17 protein-coding genes are annotated in these 18049 nt (G+C 59.5%); 10 read left to right on the top strand and 7 right to left on the bottom strand.

Annotated elements, in window-relative coordinates:
* Window positions 1-5: 5 nt before the first annotated feature.
* The 3 genes from ASF39_RS19745 to ASF39_RS21575 form a co-directional block, all read right to left on the bottom strand.
* Window positions 6-1133, bottom strand: coding sequence for a glycosyltransferase family 2 protein (locus tag ASF39_RS19745; RefSeq protein WP_055881888.1), 1128 nt, complete (start codon window positions 1131-1133; stop codon window positions 6-8).
* Between the two features lie 78 nt (window positions 1134-1211).
* Window positions 1212-1904: an SGNH/GDSL hydrolase family protein gene (locus tag ASF39_RS19750; RefSeq protein WP_244472483.1), complete on the bottom strand. Its 693-nt coding sequence runs from the start codon at window positions 1902-1904 to the stop codon at window positions 1212-1214.
* 723 nt (window positions 1905-2627) lie between these two features.
* The gene (locus tag ASF39_RS21575; protein WP_156648558.1) at window positions 2628-3140 is read right to left on the bottom strand and encodes a helix-turn-helix domain-containing protein; all 513 of its coding nucleotides are present in this window, start codon (window positions 3138-3140) and stop codon (window positions 2628-2630) included.
* A gap of 625 nt (window positions 3141-3765) precedes the next feature.
* Here ASF39_RS21575 and ASF39_RS19755 point away from each other — a divergent pair.
* The 5 genes from ASF39_RS19755 (at window position 3766) to ASF39_RS19775 (ending at window position 8656) form a co-directional block, all read left to right on the top strand.
* Window positions 3766-5418, top strand: coding sequence for a hypothetical protein (locus ASF39_RS19755; RefSeq protein WP_056287010.1), 1653 nt, complete (start codon window positions 3766-3768; stop codon window positions 5416-5418).
* On the top strand, window positions 5415-6428 hold the full coding sequence (locus ASF39_RS19760; protein WP_156648559.1) for an AAA family ATPase: 1014 nt from the start codon (window positions 5415-5417) through the stop codon (window positions 6426-6428). The genes ASF39_RS19755 and ASF39_RS19760 overlap by 4 nt, the downstream gene beginning before the upstream one ends.
* 119 nt (window positions 6429-6547) lie before the next feature.
* Window positions 6548-6949, top strand: coding sequence for a hypothetical protein (locus ASF39_RS19765; RefSeq protein ID WP_056287017.1), 402 nt, complete (start codon window positions 6548-6550; stop codon window positions 6947-6949).
* Window positions 6946-7803, top strand: a complete 858-nt coding sequence (locus ASF39_RS19770; RefSeq protein ID WP_056287021.1) for a regulatory protein GemA — start codon at window positions 6946-6948, stop codon at window positions 7801-7803. The genes ASF39_RS19765 and ASF39_RS19770 overlap by 4 nt, the downstream gene beginning before the upstream one ends.
* A gap of 406 nt (window positions 7804-8209) precedes the next feature.
* Window positions 8210-8656, top strand: coding sequence for a hypothetical protein (locus ASF39_RS19775; protein WP_056287024.1), 447 nt, complete (start codon window positions 8210-8212; stop codon window positions 8654-8656).
* A 515-nt stretch (window positions 8657-9171) separates the two neighbouring features.
* Here the strand turns inward: ASF39_RS19775 and ASF39_RS20870 are convergent.
* Window positions 9172-10518 (bottom strand): ATP-binding protein, encoded by a 1347-nt coding sequence (locus ASF39_RS20870; RefSeq protein ID WP_082494704.1) that lies wholly within the window; start codon window positions 10516-10518, stop codon window positions 9172-9174.
* A gap of 63 nt (window positions 10519-10581) precedes the next feature.
* Window positions 10582-11976, bottom strand: coding sequence for an SIR2 family protein (locus tag ASF39_RS20875; protein ID WP_082494705.1), 1395 nt, complete (start codon window positions 11974-11976; stop codon window positions 10582-10584).
* Between the two features lie 293 nt (window positions 11977-12269).
* Here ASF39_RS20875 and ASF39_RS19780 point away from each other — a divergent pair, with 293 nt between their 5' ends.
* From ASF39_RS19780 to ASF39_RS19790, 3 genes are all read left to right on the top strand, one after another.
* Entirely contained in the window at window positions 12270-12680 is a 411-nt protein-coding gene (locus tag ASF39_RS19780; RefSeq protein WP_056287027.1) for a hypothetical protein, read from the top strand.
* Window positions 12681-12805: 125 nt separating this feature from the next.
* The gene (locus tag ASF39_RS19785; RefSeq protein WP_200938253.1) at window positions 12806-13123 is read left to right on the top strand and encodes a hypothetical protein; all 318 of its coding nucleotides are present in this window, start codon (window positions 12806-12808) and stop codon (window positions 13121-13123) included.
* Complete coding sequence (locus tag ASF39_RS19790; protein WP_082494706.1) at window positions 13120-14487, top strand: Mu-like prophage major head subunit gpT family protein; 1368 nt, start codon at window positions 13120-13122, stop codon at window positions 14485-14487. Before ASF39_RS19785 ends, ASF39_RS19790 begins: the two co-directional genes overlap by 4 nt.
* A gap of 55 nt (window positions 14488-14542) precedes the next feature.
* On the opposite strand, the gene ASF39_RS22170 is transcribed toward ASF39_RS19790, so the two are convergent.
* The gene (locus ASF39_RS22170; protein ID WP_156648560.1) at window positions 14543-15040 is read right to left on the bottom strand and encodes a hypothetical protein; all 498 of its coding nucleotides are present in this window, start codon (window positions 15038-15040) and stop codon (window positions 14543-14545) included.
* Between the two features lie 342 nt (window positions 15041-15382).
* Window positions 15383-17101 carry an AAA family ATPase gene (locus ASF39_RS20880; RefSeq protein WP_082494707.1) on the bottom strand — a complete coding sequence of 573 codons (1719 nt, stop codon included), beginning with the start codon at window positions 17099-17101 and terminating at the stop codon, window positions 15383-15385.
* A 191-nt stretch (window positions 17102-17292) separates the two neighbouring features.
* Here ASF39_RS20880 and ASF39_RS21585 point away from each other — a divergent pair, with 191 nt between their 5' ends.
* Together ASF39_RS21585 and ASF39_RS21590 are read left to right on the top strand one after the other, a co-directional pair.
* The gene (locus ASF39_RS21585) at window positions 17293-17670 is read left to right on the top strand and encodes a hypothetical protein (RefSeq protein WP_156648561.1); all 378 of its coding nucleotides are present in this window, start codon (window positions 17293-17295) and stop codon (window positions 17668-17670) included.
* Window positions 17667-18008, top strand: coding sequence for a hypothetical protein (locus tag ASF39_RS21590; protein ID WP_156648562.1), 342 nt, complete (start codon window positions 17667-17669; stop codon window positions 18006-18008). Before ASF39_RS21585 ends, ASF39_RS21590 begins: the two co-directional genes overlap by 4 nt.
* Window positions 18009-18049 lie beyond the last annotated feature (41 nt).

An 18049-nucleotide genomic window follows, 5' to 3' on the forward strand; every position in this document is an offset into this window, starting at 1 on the left:
CCGGATCATTTGCGCCACGTCACGACCGAAGAAGCCGCAAAATTCCACACCGAGCCGATCACCGCCCCGGCCACGCCCGACAGCCACCAGCTCTGGTCGGCCTCGTAGATCAGGCTGCCGACCCCGACGTTGGCGGCGGCCCCGACGAGGCAGACCGCGTAGAAGCTGAGGAGCCCGGTGACGAAGGCCCAGCCGCGGCGGCGGCGGTCGCGATAGGTGAAGACGTTGTTCAGGGCGTAGTTGAAGGTCATGGCGGCCCCCACCGCGAGGCCCTGCGCCACCACGAAGGCGGCGAGCCCCGTGGCCAGCACGAGCCCCAGCACGCCGAGGTGGACCCCGAGGCCGAGGCCGCCCACCATCAGGAACAGGATCAGGCGCACCGGCACCAGGCGCCCCACCGTCTTCTCCAGGAGGAGCGTGAGGTATTCCGTCGCCACCATCAGGTCGAGCTTGCTCTCGCCCACCGTGCGGTTGCGGAAGACGTAAGGCAGTTCGACCACCCGCAGCGGGCGCGGCGCCGAGGCGACGATGTCGAGGAGGATCTTGAAGCCGATGCCGGAGAGCCGGGGCAGGGCCTCCTCGAAGGCGCCGCGCGCGATCACGAAATAGCCGCTCATCGGGTCGGAGAGCGGAGTCGCCAGGAGGCGATGGGCCAGCGCGGTGGCGAGGCCGCTGGCCGCCCGGCGCTCGGACGACCAGTCGCCGAGTCCCCCGCCCGCCGCGTGGCGGGAGCCCACCGCGAGGTCGTGGCCGTCCTCGGCCACCGCCGCGTAGAGGCGCGGCAGCAGGGTCTCGTCGTGCTGGTGGTCGGCATCGATCACCGCGAGGACGGGAGCGGAGGTCGCCAGCATACCCTCGATCACCGCCGAGGCGAGGCCCTGGCGCCCGACCCGCTGCAGCACCCGCACACGCAGGTTGGTGCGGCCGATCTCGCGGATGAGACGGGCGGTGCCGTCCTGCGAATCGTCGTCGACGAAGATCGCCTCCCAGACGAGGCCGTCGAGGACGGCGTCGAGGGAGGCCAGGAGCGAGACGACGTTGCCGGCCTCGTTGCGGGTCGGGATAACGACCGCCAGGGCGATCGGCGCATGCACGCCGACCATGCGGTCGGCGACGATGGGAGCCTGGAGCATCGGACCATCCCGATAAAGATGCCCCGGGGCACCTTGAGATCGAGCCGACGGTCTAGCCGCGACCGGTTAAGAATTCCGTCAGGGCCTGGGCGCGGTGGGCGCGAGGCCGGCCTGGGTCAGGATCTGGACGCTGGCGGCCTTGGCGAGGCGGTCGTAGCCGGCGTCGGTCATGTGCAGCCCGTCGGGCCCGATCATCTGGGTCGGGGTTAGGAGGCCCTTGGCGACCCAGGTCTGCATCAGGGCGTGGCGGCGGATCACCGGCACGCCGAGTTCCTCGGCCAGGGCGTGGAGGGCGGCGCCGTAGCGCTCGGCGCCGTCGATGCCGCTGAGGCGCCGGCACCATTGCTGGTCCATCAGCACCACGTCGGCGCCGGTGGAACGGATCGCCGCGACGCCGTCGCGGGTGAGCTTGGCGAAGCGCTCCACGGAGACGCCGGTCATCGGGTCGTTGCTGCCGGTCTGCCAGATCACCAGGGTTGGGCGCTCGGCGAGCACGTCGCGCTGGAGGCGGCGGGCCATGGCCTCGGCGTCGTCGCCGCCCTTGCCGCGGTTGATCATGGTCACCGCCGGCCGGCCGGCGACGCCCAGGCGCAGGCTCTCGGAGAGGTCGCGCTGCAGCAGCGCCGGATAGGTCGAGGCCGGGGAGGAGGCGCCGATGCCCTCCGTGGACGAGGAACCGAAGGCGACGATGCGGACCTCGCCGCCCTCGGCGAGCCGGGCGGCCAGGCGCGGCAACCCCGTCGCCACGGTGACGGCGGCCGGCGGGGCCACCGGTTCGGCCCGCGCCGGAGTTCCCGATCCGGGTATTCCGAGACAGGCCGCAGCCAGACCGACGGCGGCCAGGAGGCGGGAGCGGGACGGGAGGCTCGGGCAGGGGCGGGGCATGAGGCTCGGCTCGGTCGCGGCGGTCCGGCGGGTGATCACGGACACCGCCTTCCCTTTGGAGGACGATTATGACGATTGCGCGATCATGTTAAGGGCAACCCACACCCAATGAAACGGCCGCGCTTCGACCGGCCGTATCTGCATCCGTGGTGAATCCAGCCTCGACGGGGATGGTGAATCCTTGTGGAGCGGTCCGGTCTACGAGGGGTAAGCCTCCGACGGAAGGCACGGCCCAACCGAGAAGGTCGTTCACAAGGAGCGCATCGGGCAGGAAAGTCCCCTTCCCCCAAGTACCTAGCGTCTCCATGTTCCATAATATATCTTATGCGAATAGAGGACCATGGCGACGGCGGGGGTCCGGGTTGGGGCGGCGAAGCGAAATTGGCGGCGGGCCCGTCACCGCTAATTGGCGGCGGATCGAAAAAATCGTTTGATAGCAATGGCCTAGTCAAGTCGGATTGGGGAACTGAAGCGCCCCCTGCTGCCCCTCGCCAGATACACGCGACCGATTGGTAAGCGACTGCACAAGCTTAGTTTTCTGCCTCAGAGTGAGGAACTTCACTTTGGCTGAAGTCGCAGAAATAACGAGGTGGGGAACAGGGTGGGGAACTACCCTCCCCCTACCATGAGCGCCTCGTCCGCTCGAACTTCGTTTTGCAAGCGCCGAAATGCCTCCAGCGAAGCAAGATCGCCTGTCAGGACCTGTTTCAGCATCCGCTCGTAAGCTTCAGTTGTGAAGGGGTCCGCAACATGGAAGGTGACGGGATCAATGAGGTGCGCTCGAAAATCCGCCTCGTGTAAGGCCAGCCAACTGGCAATTTCTTCAATCTCAGCTTCTTGAGCCTGTTTAGCTAGTCTCATTATAGCTGCATATATCGCTGTCGAAAACAAATGATTGTTTTTGGCGTCGCGGCAATGTGTTCCAGTAGCAATAAGATCATAGTCAATTTTATACTTAAAGTAAATCTGTCTTCTAATTTTGACCGGAACGCTTCCTCGTCGGCGCCAGCTTGCTATCGTGCTTTTTCCAACCTTGAGAGAGCTTGCGAGCTCGTCATCGGATGCCGCCCATAACAAGGATTTAAGCTCGTCTATGAACGCGGAAACAGCTTCAGCAGACATGTCGCTTGACCTGCAATCAGAATGCAATCATATCTGATTGCATTCTGATTGCGTTAGGATCGTCCCTTGCCCGCCCCGTCACCGGAACCGCTTTGGACCGTTAGAGCCGCGCTTGTACAGCAAGGCAGTTCCCTTGCGAAATGGTGCGAGCAGAATGGCGTATCCCGACAGTGGGCTACCGCTGTCCTTGAGGGGCGTCGCGACGGTCCGGCTGCGCGCGAGCTGCGAGCCCGCTTGCTCAATTTGGCCTCGGTAACGGTGGCCTAGGTTCATGCAACGCTGGATCGGAACAGTAGAGCTCAGTCAAATTGCTCGGATTACCCGGCGGGGCGCAGCTAAGAGTCTCAGTCAAGCCTTTGACCAAAAGGGTTCAACTTGGCGTGGCGCGGCGCTCCAGGTTCGACGACGCCGATCTGCACTTGGCGGCGGTGTCGCCGGCACATCTTTCGAGGTTATATCGACCAGTCTGCCTGTCGAACTCCAGCTACGCCTTGAAACCCTGCATTCCCCTGTTGAAGCCCCCTTCAACCCCTCCGGAAAGGCCGCCGAAGCCGCTGCATGGTGGGCTGAGTTTATCCGTCCAATCAGGGCTCATCCCAAAGGCTCCCGCGACCGTGCTGCGGCAATGCAGGAGCGGGCTAACGTTCGTATCTGCGGCCCGCACGGAGAGTGGTTCGCGCCCAGCCTACGCGACATCCAACGCAAGGTCGGCAAGGCGGAAAAGCACGGTCTGAAGGGCCTCTTGCGCAAACGCCGGGAGACGAAGCCGGAAAGCCTACTGATCCTGACGAAGCGTTGGGACGTCGCGACGGTTGGCCTGGACGAAGCGGTGCGCGCGGAGATTGCTCGTAAGGCCCGGCAGCGCATCCGCGAGCTATGGGGCGGCGGGGCGGCCTATAGCGTCGTCCAGCGCCTTGCCGGCGAATACCTTGCCGACCTCACCCTCAAGGCCGGGATCGGCGGCACCTTCGCCGAGATCATGCCCGCGTGCGAATTGCCCAAGGGCGTCGTAGAGGCCGGTCGGGACGCTCGGCGCGTCCACGAGTACCGCACCGACATCAAGAGCTGGGACGACAAGCGCCCCCGCACGCGCCTCACGTCGGCTGGCCTAGCGCCGATGGAACTCGTGTTCGGCGACGTGCACCACTTCGACCTCTACTTGGTCCGTACGGACGGCACGCTGGCGACGCCCAAGGGCATTGCTTGGCTCGACGCCGCCAACCGCCGCGTTCGCATCGACCTCGTGCTGTGCGAGCCGAGCACCGGCATCCGCAACGCGGACCTGATCGACAGCTTCATCGCCATGACGCAGGACCCGCACTGGGGCATGCCGGCGAAGCTCTACCTCGATAACGGTTCGGAATACGGCTTCGCCGAGTTCCTGAAGGATGCCCTGCGCCTCGGCGGCCTCGACTGTCTCGGCGGGGGCGGGGGGCCTATCACGCGGGCCGCCCCCTACAACGCGGCGGCCAAGGGCATCCTCGAAGGCTCCTTTCGCGTCATCGAGCAGACGATCCTCTCTCCCCTCACCGGCTACATCGGCGGGGACCGGATGAAGGCGCGGACGGCCAACCTCGGAAAAGCGCCCTCCCCGTTCGACGGCACCTTCGACGACTTCGCCCACGACTTCCACGAGCTGCTACGCTTCTACAACTCCAAGCGCCAGACCGGCGACCTCGCTGGCCGCTCCCCGGAGCAGGCTTACGCCCAGGCCGTCGCAGACGGGTGGAAGCGTACCGACATCGACCCGCTGGCGCTGATGACGGCGTTCTCGATCGAGGCCACGCGCAAGGTCGTGGACGGCAAGATCAACGTCGGCGGCGAGCTGTTCTACTGCGACGAGCTGGTCCGGCACACCGGCAGCAAGGTGTGCATCCGGCTCCCGAAGTACCTGTGTTGGCCCGCCATCCCCGCCTTCACGCTGAAGGGCGAGCTGATCGGCATCGCCCATCCCGATCCGGTCTACGGCCGCCTTGATCCGGCCGGCGCTGAAGAGGCCGCACGGCGCAAGCGGGTGGCGCGGAACGCCATCGCCGCCGAGGCCGCCGACCTCAACCCGATCGACGTGAAGGCCGAGATGATCGCCTCCGGTCGCCGCCAGCCTACGACGCCGGTCCCGGAAAGTGCCGGCACGATCGAGCTGGACGCGGGTCGCGCCGAAATCGGCCGCCGGATCGTGGAGAGCCAAAGCGAGCGGCGCAACCGCGAGCATGTTGCGAAGCAGGCCAAGCTCAAGGCCACCTTGGAACGCAACCAACGCATCAGAGGTGTGCTTTGAGCGATCTCGGCTTCGACATCGATCCAAAGTACGCCCACCTCCCCCGCAATTTGCAGCACAGTATCCACGCGCGCAAACTAGAGCGCGAGGAAGACGAGCGCGAAGAGCGTAGATATCAGGAGCGCATTGCGCAGAAACGTGCGGAGCTTGCTGCCAAGCGCGAAGCCGAAGCTGCCCAGAAAGAGGCGTTCGAAACACGCCGGCAAGTGCAGTCCAGCCGGGACACGCCGTTCGTCATGACTTCGGCGGCCGGTGTCGTACTCGGCGCGATCGACCGTTGCGATCGCTTCGGCCAAAACGGGCTCGTCATTGGAGCGCCTGGTGTGGGTAAGACGCGCGCGCTGGAGGAGGCCGTGCGCCGCTCCGAGACGTTGGAGGGGCCGGCCGTTGGGCTTGTGACCGTCACCGGAGTGATGGGCAACTCGGCAATGGCGGTGTTCGAAGAGGTCGCGCCTCATCTTGGCGTGCGCACGGTCTACGGGGTTGCGGCGACGCACAAGCTCTTGTGCACCAAGGCCAGCTCCTTCCCCATCCTTCTGTTCGACGAGGCTCAGAACCTCGGCCTACGCCTGTTGCGCGATCTGCTGACGATCAGCGAGCAGGCCCGCGTGCAGATGCTGTTCCTCGGCAACGACGAGGCGCTGAAGTTCGTCAATTCGCAGAAGGCGGCCATCGGGCAGATCGCTCGGCGTCTGCCGGTTCGAGAAGAGATCGACTGCATCCTCGACGCGGACGCGGATTTGCTCTCGGGCCAGTACGACGTCGAGAGTCCGGAGGCGTTCCGGCTGTGCCGCGCCCTCGCTGAGGCTCACCACGCGGACGGCATCGGCAAGGTGCTGCCCATCGCCCGTGCCGTCGCCGAGGCAGCGGGAAGCCGGACAGTCGAAGTCGATCACCTGCGCGAGGCGCTGTCGCACTTCCCGCACCTTTCGCGAGACCTCGCAAGAGCTACGGCAGCTCCGAAGGTCGAGCGTCAAAGTAGCTTCAAGCGCCTGCCGAAGCGGCGCTAATCCCCCCTCCCCTCCCTTTGTTGCGTACCCCGCGCCGAGCCTGACCCGGCCGGCCTCCCATCCCATCAAAAAGGCCGTCTCTAATGAATGAGCACGTAAATCCGCGGCACGCCCCCATCATGGCGACCAACGAGGCGGGCCAGCGCCACCCGCTTCGCTTCGACCCGGACGGGGCCTCGATCGGCCCCGAAGTTCCCGAAAGCCTTCTGATCCGGTGGAAGGAAATGCTCGCCAATTGCGCCAAGGCCCAGCACCGGCTGCATTCATTTTACGAGCGGACTTTCAAAGATCAGGACGCGTGCGTGCGGGTGATATCTGGCTTGTTGGAGGACACGAGTGGCATAGCGGATGATATGCGTGCACTCGTCAACCTGTTCAACATGGCTCTGGAAAGCGAAGGCGTCGACGGTAAACTCACGGAGGCTCTTCGCTTGGTGACTTCGTCTATCATGACGATGGCTGATCGCCTGAATAGCTTGGAGGAGGAAGGCGACGCCGCTCGCGAAAGGTACTTCCAGTGATCCGGCCAGCGCAGCTCAAGCTCCTGGACCGGGCTCGCGCGGCGGCCGTGCCCGACCCTGACGCTTTTGCCGTCATCCTGCGCCGCTGCGGCGGCGCCGATCACGTCGAGGATCTGACGGCGGCCGGGCTTACCCGGCTGCTGGACCACCTCACGGTCAGCGGCTTCAAGTGCCGGCAGCGGCCGACCATCTCGGCCCGCGCTCGCAAGCTGATCGAAGAGGCTGCGCGCCAGCTTGGCCTCACGCCGCACACCTACGCGGCTGACCTGCGCGGCTATGCTGGGGTCGCCGACCTGCGCGACCTCTCAGGGCGTGGGCTGCTTGACCTGATGACGCGATGGGAGCGGCGTGGCCTCGATGTGGCCGCGTTCACCGCCGCACGCCGGGAGATCACGCCTGCGCAACTCCGTCTCCTCCATGTCGCGCGCAAGCGGAACGCGATGCAGGATGCACGCTATTACGGGATGCTTCAGGACTATGGCGGCGTCGTCTCCGCCACCGATCTCGACCGGCGCGGGTTCGATCTGTGCATGGCCTTCCTGGAGACCGAAGGCTTCGATCGCGAGCCAGTTGCGCCCGCCGCCTCGCTCGCTCCGGCATTCGGCCGCCGGCCTGGCTTCGCCTCGCCGGATCAAGTCGAGCTGATCCGTACGCTGTGGCGTCAATGGAGCCGCCCGGCCGGTGAAAGAGACGCCGCGATTGAAGCTGGCTTGAACGTGTGGCTGGAGCGCTATCATCGCGCGTCGTCGCTGCGCTTCCTCACCTCGGCCGGGGCCGGAAAGGTCATCACAGCCTTGCGGGCCATGAAGACCCGCGCCCAGAACAAACGTCAGGATGACAGAGACGAAAATTGAGCGCAGGTGCTGGATACTCGCAATCGCCCCGCGCTGCGTGGCTTCTAGCACGGGAGCCCGGCCTTGCACCCGGCATCGGACCGAGTGAAACTCTCGACAGACCGCCGTGACAACCGGGAAATCGCCGGTCCGGTTTGGCAATCCCGCCCTGGCAGCGGGCTGCTGCTACGGGGGAGATGGCGTACCCCCTCGGCGGTTGCTTTTTCAAAGATCGTCTCAGACCGTCGAAGAGGGGTTTTTGCCTGTCCGTCCACTCCGCTCGCCAAATTCTCTTGAAGACGAATTTGAAGCGCCTGAGGCGTTTCCAGGGGGGCATCTGCCGACGAAGCACCCTGCTACGAATGTGTTCGGTCGTCGTGAAAGCCGAGGACCGCCGACGGCTCGGCAGGCCCACCCTGGCAGCGGGATGTCGCTTTGGGATGTCGCGTTCCCCACGGCGGCCACCCCAGAACACGAAATTCTGAGCCGCCGCCGGATGAGCGCCTTGAACCTAGCTTACGCCACGATCCGTTACTCCGACGCCGGCCTCTGCGACAAGCGCCAGCGCGGTATCTTGGCCGCGATGCTGGGGCGGAACGAGGCGTCTATCGCCGCCCTCGATCAGGCCGTTGCTACCGGCGTGCCCCTGACCCTCGCGCAATTCGATGCCCTCGCAAACCAAGATCTCGATATTAGCGACCGGACCCGGTACGGCATCGCCTTGGGTCACTTCGATGAGCGCATCAACGACTTCGCGATGATGGCCGAGGAACTGGCTGAGGTGACTGCCCGCTGTCTTGAACGTGGCACGCCGATGACCGAAGCTGAGATCGTTTGGCTTGCACGCAACGTCGAGCCGGGCCTTTTCTACTAAAGCGGGTAATGGTTGATTAAGGCTGCCAGGATCACTATCACCTCCAGAAAATTCGGCTTCGGCCGCCGGTTGGGCTTCGTTTCGCCCGAGCAAAACGAGCTGATCCGTGCGCTATGGCGCGAGTGGTCTGGCTGTGAGGTGGAAGCCGAGTTGAACGGTTGGCTGGAACGTTACCATTGCGCGTCAACGCCGTGGTTCCCAACAGCGGCCAGAGCCGGAAAGCTCTTCACAATGCTGAAGGCTATGAAGGACAGAGCGTAGGTGCGCGGTAAGGCACAGCCTGCCGGAAGAGCGGTCACCTAAGTGCATTCCTCTGCCTCGCAGAATTATTGCCCCAGAAGCTCGTACAGGCCCCTCCGATCCCTGGATAAGCCTGTTGCTGCTTTTACCCACCGGTTGCCATCCTGGCGTTGAATACCCGCTTGAACGACGATCCTAAAGACAGACCACCATTCCATCTTGTCCCGACGACGCTCCTATGTGCCCTGAGGCGACGATACGGAGCCCTCGGGGCCTCAGTGAGGATCGCTCCAAACTACCTTTGGCAAGTGGGATGCGGCCATACCACCTGCGTTCATGAGGTCGGAAGCGACCTCTTGAAGTGCAAGCGTAATGTCGCCGCTCTCACCAATGGTGTAACTTGGAAACTCCAAATGCTCTGGGAGCCTCCCGTAAATACCGTGAAGATTTATACCCTCATAGTCGCCCACACCAACATGGCCTCTCGTACATATATCGATTGATAGATTAGCAGGAGCGGAGGGATAACTGCTTAACCTGCGAAGCCGATCAAATAAACCGAGAACAAAACCGGCTAAAGCAACAATCAAATCAGCCGAACACGTACAAGACCTTGTTTCGCGATGCTGGAAAAACGAAACTATGATTTTTCCATCCCGATATACTTTAATCGACTTACGGAAACCACCATCTTGGATGGCCATCACACCACCCAACATTTTTTGTTGATAGCTTAAGGCATAAAGATAGGCCTCTATATAATGGGTTTTCCTAATACCATTGTGCGTTTGTATGCCTATGGCGTCAGATGGTGGCAGTAATCCATCTATTCTTTCTAAACGTGGGATCGCCAAATCGTAATGCGGAACCAATACAGCCTGCGCGCCCAATGCAGCATGACCAATCGATGACAACCACTCTTCAACACGTGTTTCCAGGTGCAAAATTGCTATTTGCTGCGCTGATTTATCCCCCAAATGATACCTGAACCACTCGACAAACTCCTTTCGTACAGCCTCAGTCTGCGAGACAACGGCTGACATGCTCCGAGAATTACGCAATACCATGTCGTGAACCTCGGGCATTGTGAGAGTATCGCACCGATCTTCGCGTCGGATGGTCGGCTTGCGTGTTTTCTTCACCCAATGAGGGCCGGAGCTAGAAGCACCAATCTCAATCAGGATCACACCACCACCGTCGCCCTCTGTCACAACTCCGCGAACAGCGACGTACGGTAAGCGAGGCTCAATGCAATCGGCGAGCGCATCGCGAAGCCGTCGTTCTAGTCCCACCACGTCTGGAAGGGCATTTAAACACTTTGCGCGAGGAGGAGCTTCATCCGTCTCATCTATCCCTAAAATAAGCGTTCCACCGCTTGCATTTGCAAAAGCGACAACTTCTTCCGCCAGTGCATCTCTGCCGAACGGCATGATTGCTTTATTCGAAATCCATGATCTATCTGCTGGGATATTGCTAGGATACGATCTGGCTTGGCTTTTTTGTTCTTCTGGACTGACGGGAATATCCCGCTTGAGTTCAAGCTGACGATCCTCTGTGACTCCATCGGCGATGAGTTGTTGAAGGTCCTCTATCTCCACAAGTTCGATTGGCTTACCGCGCATGTAACATCCTGCATAAAAAGAAAACCGACAAATTCGAACGGTCAGATTGATCAGCGTAGCAGTTTAATCTTCGGCAAACTCGAAAGGCAGGCCGTTTTTCACTTTGACTAACAAATCGATGGCTTCTTGAGAGTACCTGTGGGTCACAGATGTATTTAGCATCTCAGAGATATGATACCGATTATCGTAGAGTCTTATACTTTTCTTGCCTGTAAGTTGTGCTAACTTATCAGCCATCTGATTGGTCATATGCCACTGCTTACCACCTAAAATCTTGCCAACTTCGGTTGCACTAAAAGGATGTGTAGCAGAAGCCGCAGTGTACTTACTTATGTTAGCGATGCCAAACAATTTTGCGAACTCGTCTGAACTACCGACGGCGTTGTTTAGCATTTTGAAATCAGCCTCAACCTTCATTTTAGGTATGTCGTGGCGCACCAGCTCATATGAGCGAGCTATAAGTGCTCGAAGCACTCTCGGGTTGACGTCATTGAGAGATGGATTTGCAGCAAAGGCGTCAAAGACCCACTTGAAACTCGAGGCTTCGATCAATTTCACCCTTGCCGTGCGATCGTCAGCTGTCGGAAGAACTTTTTCGCGAGGCGGATTACTCTCCTCAGTTAAGTCATCTTTCCAGTCAAGGATATACACATTTGGAATGAGCCCGCCCTTTTCGGGCAAAGCCTCATCAATTTCCGATAAAATCGACCGGATATTTGGATCGTTGGCGCTATAACCGATGAATATCAGTGGATGCTCACTGAAGAATGTCAGCAGCTTTGCGCTGAGAAACCTTTTCTTCTTCGCGAAGTAATCATAATCTGATTGTGTAAAAACAAGACTGCTATGCTGGCTTACGCACCCATGGATCTTGTAAATTTCTCCAACTGTAACAGCAGCGCTTTTAAGTATTTGCTGTCCGATGATCGGAGCATGATCCGGGAAGATGACCTCTAACATCTGGTCATAGTTTGTTGTAATAATTGCGTGTGGTTTGACATGGCGTAGAGCTTCAATCTCTTCCCCATGTTTAGTCATAGCTAGACCTTTAAGCTCTACCGGCGTTGTCTCAATCAATAATTGTGAGATGAAGAACTTGATGTAAGCTTGAGAAGGGGTGTCGCCTTCAAACATTTCCACAGGGAATTTATTTTGGCCGTCGGTCCACGCCCATTCGTGGTAGAGCTTCGCGAACTCCTCTCCAACAGCAGGCAAGGATCCAAGTGCCTGCTTATAGTAAGCAATCTTTTTGTCTATCTTAGAACATTGATTGGCAAGATTTTCAAGCAATTCGTCCCAGCTTGGGGCACTAAAATACCGTCTCGATAATCCTGATCCAATAAAGAGAATTGGCTGACAGCCAAACTGTTGAACTGTTTCCGCAATATCCTCAGATATTTCCTCAATGTACCTTTTATATTTGCTCTGGGCAGCGGTAAAAACGGTATTGTCTTCCATAACTCACCCACCAAAAAATTTTCACGGCGTTATTTTTTGGATGATAGTATATGTAAGCTGCCCTCGTAAACCACCCATTGAATTCAGATACGCCGCTCTAGGCCGCTCATGGCACAATTTTTACTCATGGGTACTTGTAAGATTTTTCTCTACCAAATCATTTGTTTACAAATAGACTGCTTCGAAAGAGATTATCAAGTAAAATCAACCCAATCCCTGGGATGCTGTTTTCTCCAGCGTGGCGTGGCAACGGTCCATAGACGTAGCGCTTTGCGGCGCACCTGGAGATGCCGATGAGTGGTGCGGCCTACTATCTCAAATTCGATGAAATTGTGGACTTGATCGGCCAGGAGAGCGCCGAGGCGTTAATAGGGCATCTGGGCGGCACGCGCTTCTATGTCCGTGAGAAGCTTCCGCCAGATCATCCCATCGTGATCGCCATCGGAGCGGATGCCGCGATGAAGTTCGCGGCTCACATGGCTACCGGCATTGGTGGGCTGGCGGTCGAACTCCCAACCCACAGGTCCGGCGAGTTCACCGGCTATCGAAGGCACCTCCGTGAGGTGGTTGCGAAATCCGACCGCAGTGAAGCAGCGCTCGCGGCCGAACTCGGTGTTCATGGCCGCACGATCCGCAGGATGCGAGCCAAGCTGCGCCAGGAGCGGCAGGCCAAGATCGAGAAAGCCGTACTTGCCGCCGAGTAACGAGCCGGCCCGGACAACTGTCCGGGGCATGCGGTTGGACGGATGATGCCAAAAGGTGGGCGCCTACACGGACGCCCAGACCCGAGCATCTGAACATGCCAGCCACAAATGAGATGCCGCCGAGCGTGACCCCCTATGTCGAAGCTCTCGGCCAGGAAGGGGCTGAGACTTTCCTACTCGGCTTTGGCGGTAGCCAGATCTACATCCCCTCGACCCCCCGCCCGGCCTCGCCCCTGGTCAAGGAGATCGGCCTTGAGCTGACCCAGGCGATGCGCCGCGTCTTCGGCCAGGGGCAATTGAAGGTACCTCTTGCGAAGCCGTGGCTTGCCCGGCGGCTTGACGCCGCCGGAGTACCCCGTCCGGAGATCGCCAAGCGGCTGCACGTCACTCGCGAGAGCGTACGCAGCTACCTTGCCGTCCCTAAGGGGAGGGAACGGGCATGACGATGCCGAGCCTTCTCACCGCTCTCTGTGCCGCCCTCCCGCTGCCGGCAGCGGAGACCGAGACCGCTCCGAGATACATCCACCTCCTGCCGGCTGGCGAGATCACGACGCTGGACGGGCGTGGTCCCTACCGGGTCTCGAACGCCGCCGCTCCCATCGCAGCAATCCTGAAGGCCGGCGACCGCCTTCCCATCGATGAGAACCACTCCACCGACATCGCGGCGCCCAAGGGAGCCCCCTCGCCCGCGCAAGACTGGATCATCGGCTTGCAGGTGCGGGCCGATGGCATCTGGGGCGAGGTCGAATGGAACGCCGCCGGCCGCGCGCTTCTAGCAGATAAGGCCTACCGGCACATCTCGCCGGTCATCGCCTACACGCCCAATGGAGCCGTGATCGGCATCCTCCGGGCCTCCCTGGTCAACCGCCCCAACCTGCGCGGGCTGACCGCGCTTCATCAGCAGGAAGCTCCCGTGATCGTCAACGCACCCAACCTGACCACCCTCTACGTCGGCTTCTCCAACGCCTTTCAAGCCGGCTTCAAGGGCGCCAATCCACTCTACAAACGCGCCGCGATGGTTGTGAAATCCACCACCAAGTCGAACGAGTACGGGTGGCTGGGTCAGTTCCCCCGGATCCGGGAATGGGTTGGCGATCGTGTCGTTCAGAACCTGACGACGGAAACCTACACGATCGTCAATCGCTCATTCGAGAGCACCATCGGCGTGAAAAGCGAGGATATCGAAGACGATCAGATCGGGATCTATGATCCGATCTTCTCCGAATTTGGTCGGCAGTCCGCAACGTTCCCGGATGAGCTTGTCTGGGCGCTTCTGAAGGAAGGCTGGACCACGCCATGCTTCGATGGTCAGTACTTTTTCGACACCGAACATCCCATTAAAAACGCCCTTGGGCAGACGGGCTCGACGGCCAACACCGATGGTGGAACGGGCGAGCCGTGGTTCCTCATCGACGACACCCGTATGATCAAACCGATCATCTACCAAGAGAGACGTCTGTTCGATCTCGTCAGGATGGATGCCGACACCGACGAGCATGTCTTCTCGCGGAAGGAGTATCGCTACGGGACCGAAGGGCGGTGCAACGTCGGCTTCGGCTTCTGGCAGCTTGCCTGGGGCTCGAAGCAACCTCTTGATGCCGCACACTACGAAGCAGCGCGCATCGGCATCTCGACCATGAAGGCCGATTTCGGCCGACCCCTCGGCCTCCAGGGCAAGCTTCTGATCGTCGGGCCGAAGCTCGAAGCCACAGCTCAAAAACTGCTGAACAGCGAGTTCGCTGCGGCCGGGGAGACCAACCAGTGGAAGGGAAGCGCCGAGCTGGTTGTGGTGCCTTGGCTTGATTAAACGCTAGGGGATGTCCCTCACGCCTCTCCAGGAAAGCCATGAAGCATCGCCGATGTTAAAGCATGGGTGGCATTGGGGGTAGCTCCGTGGCGTCTGCCTCACGACGCAAGTACTCAATAGCACCTGCATCACCTCGGATGCCACGCAACAGGGCCGCCTGCCAGCCATTCTGCCCTGTAGAGTGCAATGCGACGGCAAGCTCTAGATCAATTTGCCGCTTTAAACTTTCGCTCGTGAGAGCCGGATCCCTTATTTTTAATTGTCCCGGAAGAGACGACCAATGAGTGGCCATAGAAAGGTGAAATTGAGAGCCGAGCACATTTTCTAGATGAAAACTTACAATGTCGTTCTGTGTTACTGTCAGGTTCGGCATCGGGCGGGGCTTAAACGTTGCTGCTTGATAAGGTGTCATAATCTGGATGAACCAAATAGCCTGCGCTGCCCACTGATCATAGTACGGGTGTATAAAGCGCCGGGGATCACCGCCATGGACCGTAGTTCCCTTCACACCTGAATTGCAATGCTGGCAAGCTGGGACGAGATTGGCGCGCATGATCGCGAACTCAGGATAGATGTCCCGAGGTAGATAGTGATCAAGGCTACCCGTCACAGGCGAGCCGCAGACCGGGCACGATTTCAATCCTCCTTTGCGACGCATACGGCGGAGTACGCCTGACCCACCTCGCTTGTCGTATAAGGAGTACTGCTGAGCAGTTATGCTGGCCCCAAAATCATGCGGGGAGACAGCGAATGGGCTTCCGCCGCTCGCCTGATATGTCTGGTATGCTAAGATCCAATCGGCAACATGCGGTGCCCAAAAGGCATCCTTCGCGAAACTGTTCACGACCGCCTCATCCTCGGCGGCCGTCGCGGGGAGGGGAAGATGATCCATGGCTCAGATCGCTTCGGGCTGCTCCGACGCCGACGTAGCAGCCGGCGGCTCCAATAACCGGCGCGCGATAAAGGACAAGCTTTCTGAGTTTAGTTCAGCCCCATACTGCGCGATAACTCCATCAATACCGAGATCGCGCCCGGTTCGATCGGCCCAATCTGCCAGTGTTTTTTGGTAGCGATGCGAGATGCTGGTGTCGCCAAAGACGAACTGTGAGATGCTGTCGATAGTGGCGCCGAACGTCTGCATGCGGGGTGTGTCAATGGCGATCTCGCGGTCCTTCAACGTGAGGACATTGACCCGCTCGCGCTGCGCCTCCCGTACGACATACGCCGAGTGCGTCGCGATGATGGCGATTGATCGTGTCGACTGAAGCAGGTTGTTGAGGATCTCCATTAAATCGGAGACAAAGTTCGGGTGAAGATGTGTTTCTGGCTCGTCCAGTAAAAGGAGACTGCCCTGCTCTATGGCTGCGGACGCCTGCGCCGCAAAGCGTAGCATCGCGTACTCACCACTGCTGAGGCGCCGCATCTGCATCTTATCGTCTAAAACGATTGCCGGCCTGCACCAGTCGATTTGCTGGATGAGCCGAATGGAGTTAAGCTCATTGAGCGACCTTCCGATAGGGAAATAGCTGAGCCCATTGGTCTCAATCACATATGGTAAATCGTCTCCAATCCGACGTGCTCGTAAGGGCAAGTGAAGACGCTTCCAAAGGCCGATTGGCTCAAGCGCATTTTGGATTACTTCCATGCGCGACTTGTCGCGCATTTCTCCAAAACCGTTAAGCTCCTCTGACTTCATGCACGCGACAAGAGCAGCAAGCAGCGGGTCAATCTGGTTCTCCCTTGAAGCGTTAACGGCGAAGTATTCGTAGTCAATACCGTGCCACGCTCCAATGGAACGCGGAAATGGATCGGTCGGAACAGAGGAGAATACGAGCACACGCGAAGGGTGGAACACCGGCTGAAAGTGTGGCCGTAAATAACCATCTTGATGGTTAGAATGGAGGGCGTCGATAATCGACTTCAGAAGCTGCGTTTTACCTGTACCGTTGCGGCCGATCAGGATGGAGGCGCGGTCCCGAAAAATGCCTTCTTGGTTGAAGCTGAAAGGAAGCATGTAGGAGTTATCGGCGCTTGGCAGCTGGGCGGAGAATACGAAGTCGATGGCCGCATCATCGACGGGAGCGGGGATATCTGGCCGGAAAAACCTACCACCGCGCCTAAGGGCATCGTATGCGCTGCCGCTGCGAAGGGCACCGATGTGGAATTCTTCGTTGTCAATCAGGGCGAGCAACTCCTGATTGGCGCCTTCTGTGCGGGCAACTGTTGCGTCGTGCATTTTGCGGAGCGCGCTGACACCAATTTCGAAGCCGAGTTCTCTGATGAATTGTTGATAGTACTCAACCTTCGTCAGAAGCGAAACGAAAGGTATTTTGATAAGTTCTATTGGAAAAACTTCTCCGAATTTTTGGAGAAGCTCCTTGAATACTGGCTCGCTTTTTAGTCGTCCTTCGAACATCAGCCGCAGGTGGAAGTTTAACGGATCGCCCTCGGCAGGACGAATGTGCAGCTTCGCGAAGAAGTTCCGGCCGTAGTCGTTCCATGTATCGCTGTCCGGTAAGATAGCAACAAACGGCTTCACATGCTTTGTGAGATCCTGAACTGATCTGGCAATAAGCACGTCGACAGGGACGTTGGCTGGAATGAATTCTGGCATCTCACACCTATTATGAACGTCAGCTATGCAGGAGCCCTGATGTCGGGTTAAATTAAACGGCGAGCCACTTAGTTTGCGATTTATTCGGAAGGGTCAATCGGTTTTCTTGCCCCACAGACGTACACTTACGATGTCACAAGCCGTTGGTCCGCGAGCCAATTATGCGTTCATACGTGTTGGAAGGTGATTCAATGAGCGTTGAAAAAGTGAAAGCCAGCCTTGGCCTTGATCGGCCAGAGCTGACAGTTCGCTCTGGTGAAGCTCTTCCGATCTTTGCGCGTCGAGGGGGAGAGCGGGTGGTCGTTCTCTCCATGACAGCCTATGCCGAATTGCTCGCCTTCCGTACACATGTCACGCGGCAGAGGATCGCGGCGGCAAAAGCTCCTCCGGCCGGTCTCTCCACCATCGAGAAGGACGCAGAGGTCGCCGCTTTCCTCAGAGAGCGGTTCCGGGGCCGCGAAACAGGCGCCGCGCTTCGGACAGCCTGCGTCGCTGAGTTCGGAGCTGAGCGGGCACCATCTGTCGGCCGCATCCAGACCTTCCGCTCCCGCTGGAAGGATTATCGGTGACCGGCACGACTGACGTGACGCCGGTCCGGGTGACGGTTTCGGGCGTTGATGTCGTGACGATCCCTGCTGCGCATTATGTTGAGCTGCTGGATTGCCAGCGCCAATTAGCAGCGCACAAGGCCGATAAGCCTGCGGTCCTGAAGCCGAGGCGGGTCCAAATCGACACCCGGAGCCGGCTGTTTGATGATCCCGAGGTGACCGATTTCCTGCTGGACATCATGGGGACTATGCGGCTGACAGAGGCTCGACAGGCATGCATCAGCAAATTTGGGGAACAGCGAGCGCCCAGCCGAGCGGCGATCGGACGTTTTTGGCAGCATCGCCGTGGAACGCGATGAGCCGGGCAGGGTGATCGAGACGTACCGCCACGATCAATTCT

Source organism: Methylobacterium sp. Leaf108, assembly GCF_001423265.1.
Classification (GTDB): Bacteria; Pseudomonadota; Alphaproteobacteria; order Rhizobiales; family Beijerinckiaceae; genus Methylobacterium.

Coding starts and splice junctions, on each gene's coding strand:
- ASF39_RS19745 (WP_055881888.1), bottom strand. CDS start 1,133: ATGCTCCAGGCTCCCATCGTCGCCGACCGCATGGTCGGCGTGCATGCG.
- ASF39_RS19775 (WP_056287024.1), top strand. CDS start 8,210: ATGTCGCTTTGGGATGTCGCGTTCCCCACGGCGGCCACCCCAGAACAC.
- ASF39_RS20870 (WP_082494704.1), bottom strand. CDS start 10,518: ATGCGCGGTAAGCCAATCGAACTTGTGGAGATAGAGGACCTTCAACAA.
- ASF39_RS19765 (WP_056287017.1), top strand. CDS start 6,548: ATGGCGACCAACGAGGCGGGCCAGCGCCACCCGCTTCGCTTCGACCCG.
- ASF39_RS21575 (WP_156648558.1), bottom strand. CDS start 3,140: ATGTCTGCTGAAGCTGTTTCCGCGTTCATAGACGAGCTTAAATCCTTG.
- ASF39_RS22170 (WP_156648560.1), bottom strand. CDS start 15,040: ATGCGCGCCAATCTCGTCCCAGCTTGCCAGCATTGCAATTCAGGTGTG.
- ASF39_RS19780 (WP_056287027.1), top strand. CDS start 12,270: ATGAGTGGTGCGGCCTACTATCTCAAATTCGATGAAATTGTGGACTTG.
- ASF39_RS20875 (WP_082494705.1), bottom strand. CDS start 11,976: ATGGAAGACAATACCGTTTTTACCGCTGCCCAGAGCAAATATAAAAGG.
- ASF39_RS20880 (WP_082494707.1), bottom strand. CDS start 17,101: ATGCCAGAATTCATTCCAGCCAACGTCCCTGTCGACGTGCTTATTGCC.
- ASF39_RS19755 (WP_056287010.1), top strand. CDS start 3,766: ATGCAGGAGCGGGCTAACGTTCGTATCTGCGGCCCGCACGGAGAGTGG.
- ASF39_RS19790 (WP_082494706.1), top strand. CDS start 13,120: ATGACGATGCCGAGCCTTCTCACCGCTCTCTGTGCCGCCCTCCCGCTG.
- ASF39_RS21585 (WP_156648561.1), top strand. CDS start 17,293: ATGAGCGTTGAAAAAGTGAAAGCCAGCCTTGGCCTTGATCGGCCAGAG.